Here is a 21,903-nt window from a genome sequence, read left to right as displayed (position 1 = left end):
ATTGCTGAGCTTTGGGAACATGAGCGTGAACATGAGCGATAACACTGTTTCTCCTGCCGAACCCGCAGCCAAACCCTCCCGGCGTTGGCCTGTGCTGCTGGGCGGGCTGATCCTTGTGGCAGGCGTGGCGGCCGGACTTGGCTGGTTCATGCACAAACCCAAGGCGCCGCCCGCCGAGTTGGCCAGCGATAAACTGGGCATGAGCCGCCCGGACGGTCTGCTCGAAACCCACTCCTTGAGCCAGTTGCCCAAGGACTTGCTGGCGGTGCCGTTCCTCAAGGAAACCCTTACCGAAGATTTCGTCTTCTATTACGAAGCCCATGCCGATCGCCTTGGCTTGATCGGCAGTCTGCGCCGGATCATTTACGAGCATGACCTGAAGTTGCAGGACAGCCTGATTGAACAGCTTTTCGATCAACCGGCGGACGTAGCGCTGTGGCGCGGGGCGGATGGCCGCCTGAAAGACTTTTTGTTGGTGATGGATCGTGGTGGTCTGGCCAAAGTGCTGGAGCCGCTGGCGAAAGTGGCGCTGGATGATTCGCAGCTGACCCAGCTCAGTGAGATCAAGGTCGGCGGTGATGTGGTGCCGCTTTATCAGCTCACCTACAACCACAGCAAAGCGCTGCTGTTCGCCTCCCATGGCGACAAACTGGTGGTGCTGTCCAACCCGGCCAAACTCTACGAGACCGGCCACGGTCCGGTCGATGAAGCCGGCATGGTCTCGACTGAATCGCTGGAAGCACTGCTTGGCGGGCAGAAACTGTTCCCCGAAGCCTTCGGCCTGCCACCTCGCGCCCCTGAAGTGAAACAACGCCTCTCGGTCAATTCCAGCGTCCTGGCCATGGGTTACCAGCGTTTCATCCCGAACTTCGCCGGCCTGCGTTTCGATATGGACGACAAGGGCTGGCACAGCTTCCTCGCCATGGACGAACTGGAAAACCAGCCGGACTTCGATTTCAAACCGATCTGGCAAGCCATGCCGATGGGGGCCAGCGCTTGTGTGGCGCTACCGCTCGCCGCCGAACAACAGAAACCGTTGCTGGTGAAACTCGGCGCCGAAGAAACCGTGGCCCAGGCCCTGACCGAACACATGGCCGGTGCTGCCGGCCTGTGCTGGTACGCCGATTCGCGGCTGTACACGCCGCTGCTGGTGGCCAGCCTGAACGATGATGACAGCGCCAAACTCGACGGCGACCTGGGCAGCCTTTTCGGTTCGATGGTCGGCGCCTATGAAGGCAACGTCGAAGAACACGCGTTCCCGGTGGTGGAAAAACAGGAAGGTGAACACCACCAGTGGCAGCGTCAGGTCAGCTCCAACTTCGGCCCTTACAAAGCCAAGGATGCCGAGAACCCGGACGCGATCACCGGCAAGGCCTTCATGAAAGTCAGCCTGGCGCGCCACGGTTCGACGCTGCTGTTTTCCCTCGATGACAAACTGGTGGACAAAGCCCTCGGCACCCTCGACAAACGTTTCCCGCCGATGGCCGACGTGGTGCCGAAAGACCTGCTGATGCCGGTCTACTTCGGCCCGGATTCCATGGCGCAACTGATGCAACAGGAAACCCTCGACAGCCTGCCGCAGGACATGGAACCGGTGTTCTATAACGCCGCGCAAACTTACCTGATCCCGAAGCTGCGCAAGCTCGGTGGCTACGGAAAATACGCGCTGACGTTGCCGGAAGGCAGCGAGCCCGACGGCCACTGGCAATGGCTGCCACTGGAATGGAAGGCCCTGTGACCGCACTTATCCGAGGCCTCGGCCTGCTGGCGATGTTGCTCGGCAGTCGCGCATTTGCCAGTGACGCCGCGCCGCTCGACCCGCAGCAATCCCAAGTGTTTCGCGCCTGGTTCGTGCGCATCGCCCAGGAGCAACTGACCCAAGGCCCGAGCCCGCGCTGGTATCAGCAGGACTGCGCGGGGCTGGTGCGTTTTGCCGCCAACGAAGCGCTGAAAGTCCATGACGACAAATGGCTGCGCAGCAATGGCCTGTCCAACCGCTACCTGCCGCCGGAGCTGCAACTGAGCGACGCCCAACGCGGCCTCGCCCAGCAATGGCAGCAGGGCGGCGGCAAGGTCGGGCCTTACGTCAACGCGATCAAACTGATTCAGTTCAACAGCCATCTGGTGGGCCGCGACGTGGCGCAAGCGCGACCCGGTGACCTGATGTTTTTCGATCAGGGCGACGACCAGCACCTGATGATCTGGATGGGCCGCTACATCGCCTATCACACCGGCACCACCACCCCCACTGACAACGGCATGCGATCCGCGAGCCTGCAGCAACTCATGACATGGAAGGACACCCGATGGATACCCGACGCAGCCAACCCCAACTTCATCGGCGTCTATCGACTGAACTTTCTCTCCCTATGACCGGTGCCCGCATGCTGCGCTTTCTGTCTCTATTGTTGGTGTTGGTCCTGCCTGTTTCGGCAGTGAACGCCGAAGATACCGTCGAGCCGAGCGGCTACACGCCGGTGGCCGGTGAAAGTTTTTTCCTGCTGGCGGACAGCAGTTTTGCCAGTGACGAGCAGGCGATGGTGCGCCTCGAAGCGCCGGGCCGTGACTATCGCCGCTTCCGCATGGAGCCCTACGGCGGCGCGGACATTCGGGTGTATCGCATCGACAAGCCGCTGGATTTCCTCAAGCGCCAGAAGAACCTGCATCGCGTGGTCAGCGACGGCCAATTCAAGGGTGAAGGTCTGTCGAACACCCTCGCGTACCTGTGGGACAACTGGTACCGCAAATCCCGTCGCGTGATGCAGCGGGCGTTTTCCTACGAGTCGCGCAAACAAGTCACCGAGGAAGTACCTGAACTGAAGATGGGCACCGCGATTGCCGCGCCAACGCCTTACGACGCCCAGCCGCAGTTCGCACTGATTCCAGGCCTGCCGGTGGTCAGCCAGTTCCGTTATCCGCTGTGGCAAGCCAAACCGATCCAGCCACCAGAAGGCGTGAATCTGGCCGGTTCGTCCAGCGAGTTCGTCACTGTCGCGCCAGGCAACGTGTACATCCCGTTGGGCAACCTGAAACCGGGGCTGTATCTGGTGGAAGCGCTGATCGGCAAGTACCGCGCGACCACCATGGTCTTCGTCTCCAACACCGTGGCCGTGAGCAAGATTGCCGGTGATGAACTGCTGGTCTGGGCGGCGCGCAAACACGAAGGCAGTTCGGTGCCTAAGGTGAATGTGCTGTGGACCGATGGCCTCGGCGTAATGAGCAGTGGCGCCACCGACGCCGATGGTTTGCTGCGTCTGAAACACGTCAGTCCGGAGCGTTCGTTCGTGATCGGCGAGGACGAAGAGGGCGGGGTGTTTGTCTCCGAGAACTTCTATTACGACAGCGAAATCTACGACACCAAACTCTATGCTTTCACCGACCGGCCGCTGTATCGGCCGGGGGATTGGGTGTCGCTGAAAATCGTCGGTCGCGAGTTCAAGAACGCCCGGGATTCCGTGGCACCGACCGCTGCCGTCGTCAACGTGACGGTACTCGATGCCACCGGCACGGCGCTGCAATCGCTGGCGCTGAAGCTTGATTCCAAGGCCGGCACCCAAGGCCGATTCCAGTTGCCGGATAACGCCGTGGCCGGCGGTTATGAACTGCGTTTCAGCTACAAGGACCAGGCCTACAGCAGCGCCTTCCGCGTGGCCGAATACATCAAGCCGCATTTCGAAATCTCGCTGAACCTGGCCAAGCAGGATTACCGCACCGGCGAGCCGGTCAAGGGCAGCCTGGTGCTGCTGTACCCGGACGGCAAGCCCGTCGCGAATGCCAAACTGACCCTGAGCCTGCGCGCCCAGCAACTGTCGATGGTCGATAACGAGCTGCAATACCTCGGGCAATTCCCGGTGGAACTGACCAGTACCGAATTGACCACCGACGCCAAAGGCAACGCGACCCTCGACCTGCCCGCCGCCGAGAAACCGAGCCGCTACATGCTCACCGTTTTCGCCAGCGATGGTGCGGCGTATCGGGTCAGGACCACCAAGGAAATCCTCATCGACCGGGGGGCCGCGAGTTTCAGTCTGCGGGCGCCGCAGCGCTTCAGTGCGGTGGGTGACAAGGTTGTTTTCAGCTACGCCAACGAAGGTGGCAGCGAGCAGAGCAAAGCGGTCACGCCGAGCGGCTACAGCTGGGTGCGTCTGGAAGATCAGAGCACCGGTGAAGGCAAACTTTCCGCATCCGATAAGGGCTTCACGCTGGCGTTCGAGCGCCCTGGCACTTACAACCTGACCTTGAAGGATGACCACGGTCGCGTGGTCGGCGCCACAGGCCATTCAGTCACCGGCGATGGCGTCAAAGCCGTGCCCGGCACCGTGGAAATCGTCCTCGACAAACCCGAGTACAAGGCAGGCGACGAAGCCCTTGCGCTGATCACTTTCCCGGAGCCCGTCAGCGATGCACTGCTGTCGCTTGAACGGGACAAGGTCGAGGCGACTGCGCTGCTGTCCAAGGGCGGTGACTGGCTGAAGATGGAAAAACTCAGCGACACCCAATACCGAGCACGCATCCCGGTGAAGGACAATTTCGCGCCGAACCTGACGTTCTCGGTTCTGTACACCAAGGGCGGTCAATACAGCTTCCAGAACGCCGGCATCAAGGTGATTGCGCCGCAGATCGACGTGGCTTTCACCACCGACAAAGAAGCGTATCAACCGGGCGATACCGTGTCCGTCGACCTCACCACCCAATTCGCCGGCAAGCCGATTCCGGCGCACCTGACGGTCAGCGTGGTCGACGAAATGGTCTACGCGCTGCAACCGGAAGTCGCGCCGACCATCGACCAGTTCTTCTACCATCCACGCCGCAACAACGTGCGCACCAGCGCCAGTCTGTCGTTCATCAGTTACGACGTCGCGTTGCCGGGCAGCCCAGGCGCGCCGGGCAAAGCCAATCGCAGCGAGCGAGGCGTGAAAGTGCTGGAGCGGCCACGTCGTGAAGACGTCGACACCGCCGCATGGCAGCCGGAATTGATCACCGACGCCAACGGCAAAACCCGCTTCACCTTCAAGATGCCGGACTCGCTGACCCGCTGGCGCATCACCGCGCGAGCCATCGCCGATGACGGTCAGGTCGGGCAGAAAAAGCAATTCGTGCGCTCGGAAAAACCGCTGTACCTGAAGTGGAGCGGCCCGAGCAAATTCCGTACGGGCGACAAGCCGGATCTCGGTGTGTTCGCCTTCAGCCAGGCGGACAAACCGGTCAAGGCTGAGCTGGTGATTCATTTCGCCGGTGCCGAACAGCGGGTGCCGGTGACGCTGAACAACGGCATCAACTACATCGCGTTGCCGGCGTTCGACTTGGCCACGGGCGAGTGGACCGCCGAGCTGGTGCAGGACGGCAAAACCGCTGACGCGCTGGCCGTGCGCCTGACCGCGACCGGCGAAGGCTGGCAGGTCACACAAAGCCAAAGCCTGGACGTGGCCAGCGGCGACACGCCGCTGACCTTGCCGGTGGACGCAACGGACATTCGCCTGCGTCTGGATGACAGCCCGCAAGCGCTGTTCCGCTCGGCGCTCGACGATTTGCTGAGCTATCCGTACGGCGGCGTCGAGCAGACGGCCAGTCGTTTGCTGCCGTTGAGCATCGCGTACCCGACCTTGTCGTCGAACCCGCAGATCCGCGATCGCTTGCGTCTGATCATGCAAAACAGCCGTCTGCGCCTGGTGCAAATGGCCGGGCCTTCGGCGAGCTTCACCTGGTGGGGCATGGACGGTGAGCCGGACGCGTTCCTCACCGCGTACGCCTACTACGCCGACTGGCACGCCAGCAAAGCGCTGGAGCTGAGCCTGCCGCCGGAGCATTGGCAGCGGGTGCTGGAGGTGTATTCGAAGCAGGCGAAAAACACGCCGCTGCTGCAACGGGCGTTGATCCTGTCGTTCGCCAAACAGATGCAATTGCCGGTGAACACCTTGCTCAGCGGTTTGATGGATGATCTGGCGAAAGCGGGCGAGGGCAACGCCGCGAACCTGATGGAGGATGGCGAAGGCAGCCTCGTCATGAGTGATCCGGATTCGGCGCTCGGGTTGGCGGCTGCGCGTGCATTGACGGCATCGTTGGCTCGTCAGTCCAAGGTGACATTGCCTGACGCTTTCAATCGTCAATTGGCCGATGCGCAACAGCGTCTGGCGGTCAGTTCCCAGCCGTTTGCCGAAGCGTTGAACCTGTCGTTGCAAGCCTTCGATCAGGCTCACGCGCAAGCCTTGTTGCAACGTCTGTTGCCGCAGCAATCGACCCTGGAGCGCGCGTTGGCGCTGACCTGGTTGCAACGCAGCATCGAGCAGGCTTCACCGACCATCGCACTGGCACCGGGTGACGGCTGGAAGAAAAACTACGGTGATACCGGTGAGATGTATTGGACGTGGCAGGGCGCTGCGCCCGTACCGGCAGTGTTGTCGCTGACCGGGACGCAAGAGCGCCCGTTGCGGGCAGCGTTGAGTTTCCAGACCCGGCAACCGCCGGTTGATCCGATGGCCGTGACCATCACCCGTCGCCTGTCGCGTCTGGTGCCGGGTGACGCGGCCTTCACCTTCAAACTCGAAGTGGTTGGCAGCAAGCCGTTGTCCAGCGACAGCCTGTATCTGGACGAAGTGATCATCACCAGCAAAGCGGCCAAACCACTGCGCTACGGGATGATCGAAGTACCGCTGCCGCCGGGTGCCGATGTCGAGCGCACCACGTGGGGCATCAAACTCATGGGCAAGGCTGGCACCGAACCGTCCGCGTTGGAGAAAGCGCGCTTCGAACCGGGTCAGATGGCTTATGCGATTCCGGTGGACGCCCTGAGTGGTGAGTTGCGTCTGCGTCATCTGGTGCGCTTCTCGCAGAAAGGCCAGTTCAACCTGCCGCCAGTGCGTTTCACTCAGGTCTACGCGCCACAGCATCAGGCTCTGGAACAGAAACCGGCGCTGGGTCAGGTCACGGTCAACTGACATGACCCGACGCTTGGTCTGGTGGCTGCTGTGTTTGATCCCTGCGCTGGCGACAGCGCAGGACGAACCGTTGCGACTGGGCTTCAAGGGTGAATTGCTGGCGCTGAGCCCGACTCAGGTGATTTCTCGCGAGCCGTTGCCCGACGCTTTGCAGACGCCGTTGGGCAGTGTGTGGAAGTTGTTTGTCTACGGCTGGCTGGTGGACACCGGTGCCCGAGAGCCGGCGTATGAATGTCGCGGGCAGTCGAAAGAAGAAGTTTATTGTTGCACCGCGGGCGGCAAGATCGAACGTGATCAAGCGCTGGTGAAGTCCTGCGGTTTGTATTTTGAGCCTGCTCGGTTGGGTATTTCCGGCACAGGTTGGCGCACGTATTGGCAGGCACGGAAAGCGCCCGAGTGGCTGCTGGACTTGCCTTCGTTGCAGCCATCCACGCGGGTTTCGGTGGTGGAACTACTGCGAATGTTGGCCGTGATGCCCGCACAGGATCAGGCGCGGCGGGTGTTGCTTGATGTGGTGTTGAATGCCGCTGACGGCAATGTCGTCGGCGAACTCGGTAGCCGGTTGCGGGTGAAAACCTGGAGCTGGTTGGGTGATCACGATCCATCGTCGCGTCAGGGTGGGTTTGCCGGTTGGACCGTGGATGGCACGCCGATCTGGGCCGGTGGGCGCGGGACCAGTCAGATGGTTCTGCGCAATTACGGTCAGGCGTTGGCGTCGGTGTTGCCGGTTGATTGGCCGTTGGATGCGGGGCGCTGCGTTGAAGTCGGCTTGTTTTCTCGTTATCCGATTGGACGCGTTCTGGCGGGGGATAGGGTTGTGTCTTCCGGGCCTTTGCAGGGCGACTATCGCGTTGAATTCGCCAATGGCAATCAACTGGATATTCACAGCGACGGTGAGCTGTTTTTGGTGGGCGACAATCTGGTCGCCCGTCTGGATCGCGAAGAATACGTCGCCCGAGTGCTGCAACGGGAAGCCAAACCTGAACCCGCCGAAGCCGCCAAAGCCCTGGCCGTCGCCATTCGCACCTACCTGCTGCAAAACGCCACCCGCCACGGCGACTGCCTGAGCATCGACGACAGCAGCAGTCGCCAGCGGGTCGCACCACGCCCGGCCACCGCCGAATCGCGCCACATCGCCGCGTGGACCAGCGACCTCGTCCTCGCCGGCAGCACCGTCACCTACCACTCCGACCAACCCGGCCCGGACAAACTCTCCTGGCAACAAGCCGTCGAGCAAGCCAACGCCGGCCAACGCTACGACGCCATCCTGCTGCACGCCTACCCGCGCGCCAGCCTCAGCCGCTGGGACAACCCCGTCGCCTCCTGCGACGTGCTGCCCGCCGCGCAAGACTGGCTGCAAACCCAACGCCGCGGCTGGCGTGCGCGATTGGACAGCGAGGTCGGCTACAACGAAGTCAGCACGTTCGCCGTCTGCCGCCTCGCCTTCGGCAGCCCCTATGTCGACCGAGAGCGTCAGCGCATCTACGTGCGCGGCGTGCTGTCGCTGCAAGACCGCCTCGACCTGACCCACGAATACCTGCACCTGGCTTTTGAAGCTCATCCCAACGGCCAGGATGAAACCTACATTGAAGGGCTCGCCCGCCACCTCTTGCTGGAATAGGCCATGAAACTCCGTTATCCACAGGTCTTCCTGTTCCTTTGTTCTGTTTGCATGTTGCCGACGGTTTCCGCGGCTGAAAGCGCCGCCAAACTCGACACCCCCGTCGGCGGCTGGCGCACCGGTGCAGTCGGGGGCGAAGGCGAAAACTTCCGCCAGACTGTCAACTACCCGGCTTCCTCGGTGAACACGCCGGCAGGACAGGCCAACACCGCACGCATCACCGGCCAGATCAAAGCCACACCCAAGTCCACTGAACCCGGCCGATTGATCGTCAACGGCGTCAGCATGCCGCTGAAGATCGACTCCGCTGGCCGCTTCGATCGACCGTTCTCCTTCCCCAACGGCAGCAACAGCGTCGAAGTCCGCAGCCCCGATGGCCAGCAGCGCCACCGCACGCAATTTCTCAATGCCAGTGGCGGCGCCACCCCGGCGAAATTGCGCGTGTTGCTGGCCTGGGACAGCGACGGCACGGATCTGGACTTGCACCTCGTCACGCCCGATGGGGCGCACATCTGGTATGGCGACCGGGTTGTGCCGAATGGTGCGGCGCTGGATGTGGACGTGACGACGGGGTATGGGCCGGAAATTTTTGCCATGCCAGCGCCGATCAAGGGGCAGTATTTGGTGTATGTGAATTACTTCGGGGGCGGGTATCGCAGTGATGAGGACGGGCAGGAAAATGCGGTTCAACCGCTGACCACGGCGCAGGTGACGGTGATTACGGAGGAGGGGACGCCGAATGAGAAGATGGAGACTTTTCTGGTGCCGATGCGGGCGGTGGGGGAGTTGACGTTGGTTAAGGGGTTTAGTTATCCATAATTGGTCAGCAGGCCGCTGACCGATTCTGCATTACATGCATTGATGCTGCGTGCTTTCTTCCGGACATTAAAAAGCCGGCTTGTGGCCGGCTTCTCGGGGACTGGCTTGGTTCATTTTTGGTAAACCGCGCCAGCCTTCAAAACGTACACCCGGATCTTGCGTCCGGCTGTGGGACTCGGCGAGAAAATCATCTGCCTTGTCGGTGCGATCGGAGCCGCGGGGCGGGTCGATGCGCAAATGTGGGGCGCAGCATACTGATTTTTTTGGAGAATTCCCAGCTTGGTGTGCGGGGCAGGGCTGCCAGATGCCTTGGATGGGGTGGCTGATCCGGGGTTTGAGGCGAATGTTCTGCCGTCTTCGCGGGCAAGCCCGCTTCCACAGGGATCGTGTGATGCCAGTGGAAGTGAGCATATCCGTACGAAAACAATGCAGTGTTACAGGAATGGCACCGGCGGCCTGCGTTTGTTTAGCGTCGACCACCAGAACACCCATCCCAGCACCCTGATGTTTTCTTCTTCGATTTGCGGAGGTCTGATGACCTCGTCCGGGTATTCGGCGCTGTTGTGGCTGCGCATGCGAATCGCGTTGCCCGGCACCCGGCTCAGGTACTTGATGCGCAGCATGCCGTCGTGCTCGATGGCGTAGATCTGTCCGTCGACAATTTGCGTGAGCCCGCGATCAATGGCGACGATGGAGCCGTCTTCGATTCTTTCGGCCATGCTGTTGCCGACCATCCGGGCGCAGATGGCGTCGGCGTGATTGATTTCCAGGGAGTCGAGATCGCTGCGTGGCAGGCGGATCGATTCGCTGGGGTCTTTGATGACGTGGGTTTTGTCAGCGCCGGGTGTGATGGCCGTTTCTTTGTAAAAGGGCAGTTCGATGTCGACGGGTTCGATGACCCGATAGGTGCCGCGGATCGACTGGGCGTCGAAGGCGTTGCCGGAGTCGTCGACCAGACGTAATTCCCTGGCGTCTTTTGGCCCTTCCCCGGTTTTCAGCCATTCGCTGTTCACGGAGAGTCTTCTGGCAACATCCTCCATGCGGTAGTCGGGCACTCCGCGGGAATACCAGTTGTGGACAGTTTGAGGGTCGGAAATGCCCAGGAATTCGGCAAATCTCGTGGTCGTGATTTGGACCTCTTTCAGGAGCATTCTGAATCGTGGGCCGCAGGTTTTGTTCTTTTTCATAAACACGAGTCTAGCCGCGCGGCATAAGGCTTTGATTCAACAAAACGTTCAAATTTGACGTGAAATTTAAGTCTTGATGTAAGACGTCTTTGGTAAGAATTAAACAAGGAAAAACCGCTGCACCCGCCAGTTAAACGCGCTGTTTAAGCTGATTCAAACACGCACAAAAAACCCCGGATCAACCGGGGTTTTTTCAAGTCGTCAGTGGCGCAAGGCCAGTGGCGTCTCAGCCTTTATAGGCAGCAACCGACTTGGTGATCGCTTCGCGGGCGGCGTCTGCACCGGCCCAGCCTTCGATTTTCACCCATTTGCCTTTTTCGAGATCTTTGTAGTTCGCGAAGAAGTGCTCGATCTGCTGAATCAGCAGGGGTGGCAGGTCGGTGTATTCCTTCACGTCGACGTACAGCTGGGACAGCTTGTCGTGCGGGACTGCGATGACTTTGGCATCGCCGCCGCCGTCGTCGGTCATGTTCAGGATGCCGACCGGACGGGCGCGGATGACGGAGCCTGGAGCAACCGGGTAAGGGGTCACGACCAGCACGTCGAGGGGATCACCGTCGTCAGCCAGGGTGTTCGGGATGTAACCGTAGTTGGCCGGGTAGAACATCGGGGTGGCCATGAAACGGTCAACGAACAGGCAATCGCTGTCTTTGTCGATTTCGTATTTGATCGGCGCGTGGTTGGCCGGAATCTCGATCGCGACGTAGATGTCGTTCGGCAGGTCTTTGCCAGCCGGAATCTTGCTGTAGCTCATTGGGCGGTGCCCCCGTTAGTTGACCAAAAACACTTGGCCGGATTGACCAAAAAGTGGCGGCGATTATAGGCATATTCCGCCGTCGATGCCATGCACCAAGGGTCTTGTAGACCTTAGTCGCGTGCCTGATAGACCGGGTCTTCGGCCAGAAGTTGCCGCAGCCGGGCCAATGGGTCCTGTCGGTAAAACAGCTTCAGCTGTTCATACACCCGAGGATACGCCTCGTGCAGCAAATCTGGAGCGCTGAAGAAGTATTCGCTGGTCACCGCAAAGAACTCGGCGGGGTTTTCCGCCGCATACGGGTCGATGGCGGTTTCGGCGTCAGGGTTGCACTCCAGTTGCCGGTCGAGGTCGTCGTAGGCCTCTTGCATGACGCTGGCCCAGTCGCTGACGCGCATGTCGGCGTGCAGCGGCGGCAGGCCATTGGCGTCGCCGTTGAGCATGTCGAGTTTGTGCGCGAGTTCGTGGATCACCAGGTTGTAGCCCTCCCAGCCGCCACTGGCCATCACGCCGGGCCAGGCGAGGATGATCGGGCCTTGCTGCCAGGCCTCACCGCTGTGCTCGCCGTCCCATTCGTGCTCCACGCCACTGGCGTCGCGATGGCGCTGGGGGCTGAGGAAGTCGTCGGGGTAGAGGACGATTTCGTGAAAACCCTGATACCAGTTCAGATCGCCCAGGTTCAGCAAGGGCAATTGCGCCTGGGCGGCGAGCAGCAAGCGCTGTTCCTGATGGAGTTCGACGCCGGGCAGGGCGGTCAGGTGTTTGTCTTCCAGGAACAACACACTGGCCTCGCGCAGCCATTGGTCTTCAGCGGCGCTGATGCCGTCGAGAAAACTCAGGTGATGGCGCACCCGCTGCCACATGTCATCGGCAATCGGGTGTCTGGCGAGAATGCGCCGGCGACGCCAGGCGCTGAGCGACCACATCGCTCAGCGGGGTTCGGCTTTGGAGGCGGAGCTGCCGAAGCGGCTGCGGACCAGGCCAATGATCATTGGCACCAGCGAAAGCAGGATGATGGCCACTACCAGCAGCGACAGGTTTTGCTTGATGAACGGAACGTTGCCGAAGAAGTAACCGAGGGTCACCAGGCCGCCCACCCAAAGGATGGTGCCGAGGACGCTGAAGGCAAAGAAACGCGGATAAGGCATTTTTGCCACGCCGGCGACGAACGGTGCGAAGGTGCGGATGATCGGCAGGAACCGCGCCAGGGTCACGGTTTTGCCACCGTGCTTGTCGTAGAAATCGTGGGTTTGTTGCAGGTAATCGCGACGGAAGATTTTCGAGTTCGGATTGCTGAACAGACGTTCGCCTGCCGTTCGTCCGATGACGTAGTTGGTGCTGTCACCGAGGATCGCCGCGAGCATCAGCAAACCGCCCAGCAGCACAGGGTCCATGCCGCCACCGGCCGCCACGGCACCCGCAATAAACAGCAAGGAATCACCCGGCAGGAAGGGCATCACCACCAGGCCGGTTTCGCAGAAGATCACCAGAAACAGAATGGCGTAGATCCATGGCCCGTAGTTGTTCACCAGCAAGTCGAGGTAAACATCGAGATGCAGGATAAGGTCGAGCGGGTTGAAATCCATGGGGGGCACCTGTGGTGACGGCCCGACTCGGCAGGCCTGTGCGGATGACTTCGCGTAAGGCTACAGATGGGTGTAGTTTTTCTTACAAGCCGGAAAGGTCGGCATTATACGGGCTGGAAAGTGAAAAGCGCGTCGAGTTTGTAGCGGGGGATGTCTCGAAAATCACAGTCCGACAGGCTGCACACACCACCTGTGGCGAGGGAGCTTGCTCCCGCTGGAGGGCGAAGCACTCCCAGAACCTGGGTTCGCGGTCAGCCAAGGGAATTACATTGGCCGATTTTACGACGGCTGCGCAGCCGAGCGGGACGGTGCGGCGATCCGACGAGCTCCTTTGCCACAAAGAGCTCGCCACAGCGTGGAGGCGTTACAGCTCGTCGCTGATCGGCAACACGTAGTTCTTGAACTCGGTGTCTTCCTTGAACCCGATGGATTCGTAGGTTTTCTGCGCGATCTGGTTGTCGCTGCTGGTGGAAACGCGCATGCGCACGGCGTTGGTTTCCTTGGCCATTTTTTTCGCGGTGCGCATCAGATTGTCGGCGACCAACTGACGGCGGGCGTCTTCAGCGACGTAGATATCATTGAGGATCCACACGCGTTTGAGCGAAAGCGACGAAAAGCTCGGGTACAGCTGACAGAAACCCATCAGCTTCTTGTCGTCGTCATCGGCCAGAGCCAGGTAGATCACCGATTCCTTGCGGCGCAGACGTTTCTCGAGGAACGCCCGAGACGAGTCCGGATACGGCAGGGAACCATAAAACTCGCGATATTTGACGAACAACGGGGTCAGCAGGTCCAGGTGTTCGAGGGTCGCTTGAATAATCCGCATCGATAGGTCTCGTCTTCAAGTGGCTGTCTTGCTCTGACGGCGAACGGTTCTCACTCGGGCAGCCGTGTTTCGATCCTGCCTGAAACCGAATGAGAAACGCAATGCGGAAACGGTTCAGGCCTTCGACGAATTCAGTAGGAAATTACCTTTGATGTCCGCTCCTGCGTCCGACTCCAGCGTCTGAAGCTGCGCTTCGTCCTTCAGGTTGACCCCCGACAGCTGCCGCCGACAGGCTTCACGCATCAAATAAAGCAAACGGTGTGCCGCCATGCCATAACTCAAGCCTTCCAGTCGCACATTGGAGATGCAGTTGCGGTAAGCATCAGTCAGGCCGACCTTTGGACTGTAGGTGAAATATAACCCCAGGCTGTCTGGCGAGCTGAGTCCAGGGCGTTCGCCGATCAGGATCACCACCATTTTTGCGCCCAGCAGCTCACCGATTTCATCGGACACCGCGACCCGGCCTTGCTCTACCAGAATCACCGGAGAAACCGTCCAGCCATCGACTTCGATCTGCTCTCGCATGCGCGCCAGGAAGGGCACCGTGTGACGGTGCACAGCCAGTGCCGACAAACCATCGGCCACGACAATCACCAGATCGACGCCGCCGGGATGGGCTGAAGCATGATTGCGCAAGATTTGCGCCGACTCATCGCTCAATTTCCGCCCCAGGTCAGGGCGCTGCAAATAAGTGTCCCGGTTTGCGGCGGCGCTGTGCAGGAGCACACTTTCGTATCCGCACTCGGCCAATTGGGCGGTGAGCCCGGCATGGTCGAAGGGCAGGTGCACCGCGTCCCGGGCCTGGGCGTGGGCGTACTGAAAATCCAGCTGTGCGCTGGTGGGCATGCTGGTGCCGGTGCGGCCCAGGGCAATCCGCGCCGGGGTCAGGCGCCGCAGTGCCAGCAATGGATTTTCTGCATCAACAGGCGGTTTATCCATTTCGACACTCATCCCAGTTGCCCCAACGCCTGGCGGAAGGCGGGCGGCAGGCTGTCGCCGAAATGAATCTTGCCGTCTGCCTGGGTGAAGATGCCCATTCTGGCCAGCCACTGTTCGAACTCCGGAGCCGGCTTCAAGCCCAGGGTTTGTCGGGCATAGAGCGCGTCGTGGAACGAGGTGGTCTGGTAATTGAGCATGATGTCGTCGGATCCGGGGATGCCCATGATGAAGTTGATCCCGGCCACGCCCAGCAGGGTCAGCAGGGTGTCCATGTCGTCTTGATCGGCTTCGGCGTGATTGGTGTAACAGATGTCGCAGCCCATCGGCACGCCGAGCAATTTGCCGCAGAAGTGGTCTTCCAGACCGGCACGGATGATCTGTTTGCCGTTGTAGAGGTACTCCGGGCCGATGAACCCTACAACCGTGTTCACCAGAAACGGTTTGAAATGTCGCGCCACGGCGTAGGCGCGGGTTTCGCAGGTCTGTTGATCGAGGCCGTGGTGGGCGTTGGCCGACAGGGCGCTGCCCTGGCCGGTCTCGAAATACATGAGGTTTTGCCCCAAGGTGCCGCGATTCAGGCTCAAACCGGCGTCATAGCCTTCCTGCAAAACGTTCAGGTTGATGCCGAAGCTGGCATTGGCCGCTTCGGTGCCGGCGATCGACTGGAACACCAGGTCCAGTGGAACGCCGCGATTGATCGCTTCGATGGACGTGGTGACGTGGGTCAGCACGCAGGCCTGTGTAGGAATCTCATAGCGCTGGATGATCGCGTCGAGCATTTCCAGCATTGCGCAAATCGAGGCGATGCTGTCGGTGGCCGGGTTGATGCCGATCATCGCGTCGCCGTTGCCGTACAACAGACCGTCGAGAATGCTCGCGGCGATGCCCGCCGGTTCGTCGGTGGGATGATTGGGTTGCAGGCGTGTGGATAAGCGTCCGCGCAATCCCATGGTGCCGCGGAATTGCGTGACCACGCGGATTTTCTGCGCGACCAGCACCAGGTCCTGCACGCGCATGATTTTCGACACGGCCGCGGCCATTTCCGGCGTCAGTCCGGGGGCGAGGGCGCGCAGGCTCTGTTCGTCGGCAGCGTCACTGAGCAGCCAGTCGCGGAATCCGCCGACCGTCAGGTGGCTGACCGCGGCGAAGGCTTGTTTGTCGTGGGTGTCGATGATCAGTCGGGTGACTTCATCGGCCTCATAGGGAATCAGCACTTCCTGCAGAAAATGAGTCAGCGGGATATCGGCCAGGGCCATTTGCGCGGCCACACGCTCGCCATCGTTGAGGGCGGCGACGCCGGCCAGAAAGTCCCCGGAACGCGCCGGGCTGGCCTTGGCCATGACCTCTTTCAGGCTGGCGAAGCGATAGGTCTGGGCGCCGACGGAATGGGCAAATGTGGCCACGGTGTCCTCCTGATTCTATAAATGTCTCAAATACACCGCCGAACCCTTGTGGGAGCCAGCCTGCTGGCGATTGCAGTGTGTCAGTCGAAATCCATGCTGACTGTCAGGCCGCAATCGCCAGCAGGCTGGCTCCCACTGAGGAACTGCGTGCACTTCAATAAAGCAGGCGCCGGGCTCATGGCCCGGCGCCGGTGCAACTCAGACGCCTTCGAGCATCGCATCCGCCGGCGCATCGAAGCGCTGCTTGGCGGTCAGTTGGAAATACAGGTAACCGGCCGCCATGAACCCGAGGAACACGCAGCCGATCAGCGGGTTGAACCACGCCATCGCCACCAGGCACACCACCGCCAGGAACAGCGCAATCCCCGGGACGATCGGATAGCCCGGCGCGCGGAAGGAGCGCTCCAGGTTCGGCTCGGTTTTACGCAGTTTGAACAGGCTCAGCATACTGATGATGTACATCACGATGGCGCCGAATACCGACATGGTGATCATTGCCGCCGTCAGGGTCATCCCTTGCAGGTTGACCAGGCCGTCGCTGTAGATCGCCGCGATGCCGATCACGCCGCCGGCCAGAATGGCCCGGTGCGGGGTCTGGAAGCGCGACAGTTTGGCCAGCGAGCGAGGCAGGTAACCGGCACGGGCCAGGGCGAAGAACTGGCGCGAGTAACCGAGAATGATTCCGTGGAAGCTCGCCACCAGCCCGAACAGGCCGATCCAGACCAGCATGTGCATCCAGGTCGAATTGTTGCCGACCACGGCTTTCATCGCCTGGGGCAATGGGTCGTTGATGTTCGACAGTTGACGCCAGTCGCCCACGCCGCCCGCCATCACCATCACGCCGATCGCGAGGAACACCAGGGTCAGAATGCCGCTGACGTAGGCCTTGGGAATCGTGCGTTTCGGGTCCTTGGCTTCTTCAGCTGCCATCGCCGCGCCTTCAATGGCGAGGAAAAACCAGATCGCAAACGGGATCGCCGCAAAGATGCCGGGGATGGAGGCAATGGTGAACTCGTTCGAGCCCGACCAGCCGTTGAGCACGAAGTTACTGAAGCTGAAGCCCGGCGCGACCACGCCCATGAACACCAGCAACTCGGCAACGGCCAGAACGGTGACCACCAGTTCGAAGGTCGCGGCGATGCTGACGCCGAGGATATTCAAGGTCATGAAGACGAAATAGGCGCCAACGGCTGCAATCTTGGGGTCAAGTTCCGGGTATTGCACATTCAGATAAGCGCCGATGGCCATCGCAATGGCGGGTGGCGCAAAGACGAACTCAATCAGGGTGGCGATGCCGGCGATGAGGCCGCCTTTCTCGCCAAAGGCCCGCCGGCTGTAGGCAAACGGCCCGCCCGCATGGGGAATGGCGGTGGTCAATTCGGTGAAGCTGAAGATAAAGCAGGTGTACATCGTCGCCACCATCAGTGCGGTGACGAGGAAACCCAGGGTGCCTGCGGTGCCCCAGCCGTAACTCCAGCCGAAGTATTCGCCGGAAATCACCAGGCCGACGGCAATGCCCCATAAATGCAGGGTGCCGAGTGTGGGTTTGAGCTGTGTGGAAGAAGTCATAAGTCCTCGCTGTCTTTTTTATTGTTTGATCTGTTGGACTTTCGGGAACTGCATTTACCTGTAGAGCGGGCACGCAAAGCCCGTGCCAGAGCGGCAGGGCGATGATTTGATGTTGTCGTTCAGGGCACCATCGCGGGCAAGCCCGCGATGACTATCGAAAGGGCGACACGGGAATACCGGTGTCGCCCCCGGTTTTTAGAAGAACCCCAACGGATTGATGTCGTAGCTCACCAGCAGGTTTTTGGTCTGCTGATAGTGGTCGAGCATCATTTTGTGGGTTTCACGACCGACGCCGGATTTTTTGTAACCGCCGAACGCGGCATGCGCCGGGTACAAGTGGTAGCAGTTGGTCCACACGCGACCGGCCTTGATGGCGCGGCCCATGCGATAGGCGCGGTTGATGTCGCGGGTCCAGAGGCCGGCACCCAGGCCGAACTCGGTGTCGTTGGCGATGGCCAGGGCTTCGGCTTCGTCCTTGAACGTGGTGATGCTCACCACAGGGCCAAAGATTTCTTCCTGGAACACACGCATTTTGTTGGTGCCCTTGAGCAGGGTCGGCTGGATGTAATAACCCGTCGCCAGGCTGCCCTCGAGTTTTTCGATCTTGCCGCCGGTCAGCAGTTCGGCGCCTTCGCCCTTGGCGATTTCCAGGTACGAAAGGATTTTGTCGAACTGTTGCTCGGACGCCTGTGCGCCGACCATGGTGTCGGTGTCCAGCGGGTCGCCACGTTTGATTTGCAGGACTTTGTTCATGACCACTTTCATGAATTCGTCGTAGATCGACTCTTGTACCAGTGCCCGGGACGGGCAGGTGCAGACTTCGCCCTGGTTGAAGAATGCCAGCACGAGGCCTTCGGCAGCTTTCTCGATGAACGACGGTTCGGCCTTCATGATGTCTTCGAAGAAAATGTTCGGCGACTTGCCACCCAGCTCCACGGTGGACGGAATGATGTTTTCGGCGGCGCATTTCATGATGTGCGAGCCGACCGGGGTCGAGCCGGTGAAGGCGATCTTGGCAATGCGCTTGCTGGTAGCCAGAGCCTCACCGGCCTCTTTGCCGAAGCCCTGCACCACGTTCAGCACGCCCGGCGGCAGCAGGTCGCCGATCAGCTCCATCAGCACGGTGATGCCCAGCGGGGTTTGCTCGGCAGGCTTGAGCACTACGCAGTTACCGGCGGCCAGGGCCGGGGCGAGTTTCCAGGCGGCCATCAGGATCGGGAAGTTCCACGGGATGATCTGCCCGACAACGCCCAGTGGTTCATGGATGTGATAAGCCACAGTGTTGCCGTCGATCTCGGCAGCGCTGCCTTCCTGCGCGCGGATGCAACCGGCGAAATAACGGAAATGGTCCGCGGCCAGCGGGATGTCGGCGTTGAGCGTTTCACGCACGGCTTTGCCGTTGTCCCAGGATTCGGTGATTGCCAGCAGTTCGAGGTTCTGTTCGATGCGGTCGGCGATTTTCAGCAGCACCAGCGAGCGAGCCTGGGCGGACGTGGCGCCCCAGGCGTCGGCAGCGGCGTGGGCAGCGTCCAGGGCCTTGTCGATGTCTTCGGCCGTGGAACGCGGGAATTCGGCAATCGGTTGGCCATTCACTGGCGAGGTATTGGTGAAGTACTGACCTTTGACAGGCGCGACGAACTCGCCGCCGATGTAGTTACCGTATTTGCTCTTGAACGAAACGATAGCGCCTTCAGTACCGGGGTGAGCGTAACGCATGATGTTTTCTCCTTGGCTTTTTGTATTTGTAAGGAAGAGCGCCTGTGCGCTTGCTTTAAGCGTAGAGCAAAGGCCGGGCCACTGCCCTGCAGGTCAGGCAAATCAAGGCTTTGCGCGATTTTTGTCGGACGGACGGGCAGCGCCTGTGACGCTTTCGGTACGGTGCCCGTGACACTTTGTGCCGTTTGTGGGACAGCCTGTGACCGGGCGGTCTTGCCAGCATTGCATTGGGTCGATGGCTGGAGGATGCTGGACCACAATTGCCACACGGATAACGTGTGTGGCGAGGGGGCTTGCTCCCGCTGGGCTGCGAAGCGGCCCCGGATATGTCTGCCGGTCAGGTTTGGCGAGCGCTTCGCACTCGAGCGGGAGCAAGCTCCCTCGCCACAGGATGTGTTCCAGGCTCCTTAGTGGGGTTTCAGCACAGCTCTCGGAGAGAATAATAAGAAATGCACGACAACCATTTGAGTCGCCATGCCCAGCAAGTGCTGACCGTGACCCAGGGCAAATCCCACCTGCACGGTCCCGGCAGCGACCCGTCCATCGCCCGGTCCTGGCTGCGCTGTCTTGAGGACTATCACCTCGACCCCGCCCTGACCATGGCGCCGACGGTGCTGGAGCATGGCCGTGTCCTTGAAAGCCGCGAGCGCTTGCAGCAAGTGCTGCACATCGCCGGCAACGAAATGAGCAGCCTGCATCAGCAACTCTCCGGCGCCGGTCATGCGGTGCTGCTGACCGATGCGCGCGGGGTGATCCTCAACTGCGTGACTGCGCCCGCCGAGCGGAAGATTTTCGAACGCGCCGGCCTCTGGCTCGGCGCCGACTGGAGCGAAGCCTGCGAAGGCACTAACGGCATCGGCACCTGCCTGGTGGAACGCCAATCGCTGACCATCCACCAGGACGAACACTTTCGCGGCCGCCACACCGGCCTGACCTGCTCGGCGAGCCCGGTGTTCGACCCGCATGGCGAATTGCTGGCGGTGCTCGACGTGTCCTCGGCGCGTCACGACGTCTCGCGGCAAAGCCAGTTTCACACCATGGCGCTGGTCAATCTGTCGGCGAAGATGATCGAGAGCTGCTACTTCCTGCGTTACTTCGACAATCAGTGGTTGCTGCGCTTCCACCTGCAGGCCGAATCCGTCGGGCTGTTCAGCGAAGGGTTGCTGGCGTTCGACGGGGAAGGGCGGATCTGCGCGGTCAACCAGAGTGCGCTCAACCTGCTGGGCCATGTTCGCGGCGGACTGCTGGGGAAACCGGTCGAGGCGTTTTTCGATTGCTCGCTGGACGAGTTGCTGGGCCGAGCGAGTGTGAATGCCAGCGCCAGTTGGCCGCTGCGCACCCGCGACGGGCGAAGTCTGTTTGCCGTGTTGCGTGGTCAGCCGCGCAGCATTCCGGTGCCCGTGGTGCCTGCTCCGGTGATCAGCGAGCCGTCGCGGTTGTCGGGCATATGTTTGGGCGACGTCGGGTTGCAGGAAGATTTTCGCAAGTCCCTTCGCGTCTTCGAACGGGACGTACCGCTGCTGATCAACGGCGAAACCGGCTCCGGCAAGGAGGCCTTCGCCAAGGCGGTGCATCAGGCCAGTCAGCGGGCGCAAAAGGCCTTCGTTGCGCTCAATTGCGCGGCCATCCCCGAAAGCCTGATCGAGAGCGAACTGTTCGGTTATCGCGGCGGCAGCTTCACTGGTGCGCGCAAGGAAGGCATGCGCGGCAAGTTGCAGCAGGCAGATGGCGGGACATTATTTCTGGATGAAATCGGCGACATGCCCCTGGCATTGCAGACCCGGCTATTAAGGGTGCTCGAAGACCGGCAAGTCGTGCCGATTGGCGGTGAGCCGGAGTCGGTCAACGTCCGGATCATCAGCGCCACTCACCGTAATTTGCTGGAACGGGTGCAGGACGGCAGCTTCCGCGAGGATTTGTATTACCGGCTCAACGGTCTGGAGATCGCACTGCCGGCGTTGCGCGAGCGCAGTGATAAATCCCAGTTGCTCGATTTTCTGCTGGCGCAAGAGGCGGGCGGGGAGACGGTGCTGATTGATGAGCCGGCACGCCAGGCCTTGCTGGGTTTTGCCTGGCCCGGAAATGTGCGGCAGTTGCGCAATGTGCTGCGCACGTTGGCAGCGTTGTGCGAAGGCGGGCGGATCGGGCTGGAGGATTTGCCGGTGATGATTCGTCAGGCGCGACCGATGCCGGTGGTTGCCGTTGACCAGCCTTCCGAACACCCCTTGGACGATGCCGAGCGGCTGGCGTTGTTGAATGTGCTGGAACAGACGCGCTGGCATATGACGCATACCGCCGAACAGCTTGGTGTCAGCCGCAATACCCTTTACCGAAAACTGCGCAAGCACGGGATTGCCCGGTAAACCGCTTTTGTGGCGAGGGAGCTCGCTCCCGTCGCAATCAAGGAATGCAATAAGCCAGAGTAATCGCGAGCGCAGGTGGGGGCCGCTGCACGCCCCAGCGGGAGCAAGCTCCCTCGCCACAGTGGTGGTGGCAAGTCTCAGCTAAAGAGTGCGATTTCTGCCTCTCTAAGCTAACCTGCGGCCAT

The 21,903-nt window shown here is 60.9% G+C and carries 15 protein-coding genes; 6 read left to right on the top strand and 9 right to left on the bottom strand.

Annotation, left to right across the window (positions count from 1 at the left end; genetic code table 11):
- Window positions 1–31: 31 nt before the first annotated feature.
- From ACM1ZW_RS05440 to ACM1ZW_RS05420, 5 genes are read left to right on the top strand one after another with little or no spacing between them, the layout of a single operon-like run.
- Window positions 32–1,738, top strand: coding sequence for a DUF2138 domain-containing protein (locus ACM1ZW_RS05440; protein WP_416740288.1), 1,707 nt, complete (start codon window positions 32–34; stop codon window positions 1,736–1,738).
- Window positions 1,723–2,373, top strand: coding sequence for a DUF1175 domain-containing protein (locus ACM1ZW_RS05435; protein WP_416740801.1), 651 nt, complete (start codon window positions 1,723–1,725; stop codon window positions 2,371–2,373). The genes ACM1ZW_RS05440 and ACM1ZW_RS05435 overlap by 16 nt, the downstream gene beginning before the upstream one ends.
- Entirely contained in the window at window positions 2,370–6,935 is a 4,566-nt protein-coding gene (locus ACM1ZW_RS05430) for an alpha-2-macroglobulin family protein (RefSeq protein ID WP_416740287.1), read from the top strand. The genes ACM1ZW_RS05435 and ACM1ZW_RS05430 overlap by 4 nt, the downstream gene beginning before the upstream one ends.
- Window position 6,936: 1 nt before the next feature.
- Complete coding sequence (locus ACM1ZW_RS05425) at window positions 6,937–8,556, top strand: DUF2300 domain-containing protein (RefSeq protein ID WP_416740286.1); 1,620 nt, start codon at window positions 6,937–6,939, stop codon at window positions 8,554–8,556.
- A gap of 3 nt (window positions 8,557–8,559) precedes the next feature.
- Window positions 8,560–9,375, top strand: a complete 816-nt coding sequence (locus tag ACM1ZW_RS05420; RefSeq protein ID WP_416740285.1) for a YfaP family protein — start codon at window positions 8,560–8,562, stop codon at window positions 9,373–9,375.
- A gap of 434 nt (window positions 9,376–9,809) precedes the next feature.
- Here ACM1ZW_RS05420 and ACM1ZW_RS05415 read toward each other — a convergent pair whose 3' ends face one another.
- From ACM1ZW_RS05415 to ACM1ZW_RS05375, 9 genes are all read right to left on the bottom strand, one after another.
- On the bottom strand, window positions 9,810–10,562 hold the full coding sequence (locus ACM1ZW_RS05415; RefSeq protein WP_416740284.1) for a S24 family peptidase: 753 nt from the start codon (window positions 10,560–10,562) through the stop codon (window positions 9,810–9,812).
- Window positions 10,563–10,788: 226 nt separating this feature from the next.
- Window positions 10,789–11,316, bottom strand: coding sequence for an inorganic diphosphatase (gene ppa / locus ACM1ZW_RS05410; protein ID WP_003205933.1), 528 nt, complete (start codon window positions 11,314–11,316; stop codon window positions 10,789–10,791).
- A 113-nt stretch (window positions 11,317–11,429) separates the two neighbouring features.
- Window positions 11,430–12,242: a zinc-dependent peptidase gene (locus tag ACM1ZW_RS05405; RefSeq protein WP_414883002.1), complete on the bottom strand. Its 813-nt coding sequence runs from the start codon at window positions 12,240–12,242 to the stop codon at window positions 11,430–11,432.
- Between the two features lie 3 nt (window positions 12,243–12,245).
- Window positions 12,246–12,902 (bottom strand): DedA family protein, encoded by a 657-nt coding sequence (locus ACM1ZW_RS05400; protein WP_017341020.1) that lies wholly within the window; start codon window positions 12,900–12,902, stop codon window positions 12,246–12,248.
- A gap of 364 nt (window positions 12,903–13,266) precedes the next feature.
- Window positions 13,267–13,728, bottom strand: coding sequence for a GNAT family N-acetyltransferase (locus tag ACM1ZW_RS05395; protein ID WP_017341019.1), 462 nt, complete (start codon window positions 13,726–13,728; stop codon window positions 13,267–13,269).
- 114 nt (window positions 13,729–13,842) lie between these two features.
- The gene (gene eutC / locus ACM1ZW_RS05390) at window positions 13,843–14,667 is read right to left on the bottom strand and encodes an ethanolamine ammonia-lyase subunit EutC (RefSeq protein WP_416740283.1); all 825 of its coding nucleotides are present in this window, start codon (window positions 14,665–14,667) and stop codon (window positions 13,843–13,845) included.
- Window positions 14,668–14,675: 8 nt separating this feature from the next.
- Complete coding sequence (locus tag ACM1ZW_RS05385; RefSeq protein WP_017341017.1) at window positions 14,676–16,070, bottom strand: ethanolamine ammonia-lyase subunit EutB; 1,395 nt, start codon at window positions 16,068–16,070, stop codon at window positions 14,676–14,678.
- A 198-nt stretch (window positions 16,071–16,268) separates the two neighbouring features.
- A complete protein-coding gene (gene eat, locus ACM1ZW_RS05380) occupies window positions 16,269–17,639 on the bottom strand; it encodes an ethanolamine permease (protein ID WP_253405119.1) in 1,371 nt (456 codons plus the stop codon).
- A gap of 195 nt (window positions 17,640–17,834) precedes the next feature.
- The gene (locus ACM1ZW_RS05375) at window positions 17,835–19,355 is read right to left on the bottom strand and encodes an aldehyde dehydrogenase family protein (protein WP_017341015.1); all 1,521 of its coding nucleotides are present in this window, start codon (window positions 19,353–19,355) and stop codon (window positions 17,835–17,837) included.
- A 449-nt stretch (window positions 19,356–19,804) separates the two neighbouring features.
- Here ACM1ZW_RS05375 and ACM1ZW_RS05370 point away from each other — a divergent pair, with 449 nt between their 5' ends.
- Window positions 19,805–21,718, top strand: coding sequence for a sigma-54-dependent Fis family transcriptional regulator (locus ACM1ZW_RS05370; RefSeq protein ID WP_416740282.1), 1,914 nt, complete (start codon window positions 19,805–19,807; stop codon window positions 21,716–21,718).
- The last annotated feature ends 185 nt before the right edge of the window (window positions 21,719–21,903 follow it).

This window comes from Pseudomonas sp. NFX71, assembly GCF_048079215.1.
In the GTDB taxonomy this organism is placed as follows: Bacteria; Pseudomonadota; Gammaproteobacteria; order Pseudomonadales; family Pseudomonadaceae; genus Aquipseudomonas; species Aquipseudomonas fluorescens_B.
This window is presented reverse-complemented; position numbering and strand designations above follow the sequence as displayed.

Bases quoted from the DNA above. Each gene is read 5' to 3' on its own strand.
- ACM1ZW_RS05405 (WP_414883002.1), bottom strand. From the start codon at position 12,242: ATGTGGTCGCTCAGCGCCTGGCGTCGCCGGCGCATTCTCGCCAGACAC.
- eutC (WP_416740283.1), bottom strand. From the start codon at position 14,667: ATGGATAAACCGCCTGTTGATGCAGAAAATCCATTGCTGGCACTGCGG.
- ACM1ZW_RS05370 (WP_416740282.1), top strand. From the start codon at position 19,805: ATGCACGACAACCATTTGAGTCGCCATGCCCAGCAAGTGCTGACCGTG.
- ACM1ZW_RS05420 (WP_416740285.1), top strand. From the start codon at position 8,560: ATGAAACTCCGTTATCCACAGGTCTTCCTGTTCCTTTGTTCTGTTTGC.
- ACM1ZW_RS05375 (WP_017341015.1), bottom strand. From the start codon at position 19,355: ATGCGTTACGCTCACCCCGGTACTGAAGGCGCTATCGTTTCGTTCAAG.
- ACM1ZW_RS05440 (WP_416740288.1), top strand. From the start codon at position 32: ATGAGCGATAACACTGTTTCTCCTGCCGAACCCGCAGCCAAACCCTCC.
- ACM1ZW_RS05395 (WP_017341019.1), bottom strand. From the start codon at position 13,728: ATGCGGATTATTCAAGCGACCCTCGAACACCTGGACCTGCTGACCCCG.
- eat (WP_253405119.1), bottom strand. From the start codon at position 17,639: ATGACTTCTTCCACACAGCTCAAACCCACACTCGGCACCCTGCATTTA.
- ACM1ZW_RS05425 (WP_416740286.1), top strand. From the start codon at position 6,937: ATGACCCGACGCTTGGTCTGGTGGCTGCTGTGTTTGATCCCTGCGCTG.
- ACM1ZW_RS05400 (WP_017341020.1), bottom strand. From the start codon at position 12,902: ATGGATTTCAACCCGCTCGACCTTATCCTGCATCTCGATGTTTACCTC.
- ACM1ZW_RS05430 (WP_416740287.1), top strand. From the start codon at position 2,370: ATGACCGGTGCCCGCATGCTGCGCTTTCTGTCTCTATTGTTGGTGTTG.
- ppa (WP_003205933.1), bottom strand. From the start codon at position 11,316: ATGAGCTACAGCAAGATTCCGGCTGGCAAAGACCTGCCGAACGACATC.
- ACM1ZW_RS05415 (WP_416740284.1), bottom strand. From the start codon at position 10,562: ATGAAAAAGAACAAAACCTGCGGCCCACGATTCAGAATGCTCCTGAAA.
- ACM1ZW_RS05435 (WP_416740801.1), top strand. From the start codon at position 1,723: ATGGAAGGCCCTGTGACCGCACTTATCCGAGGCCTCGGCCTGCTGGCG.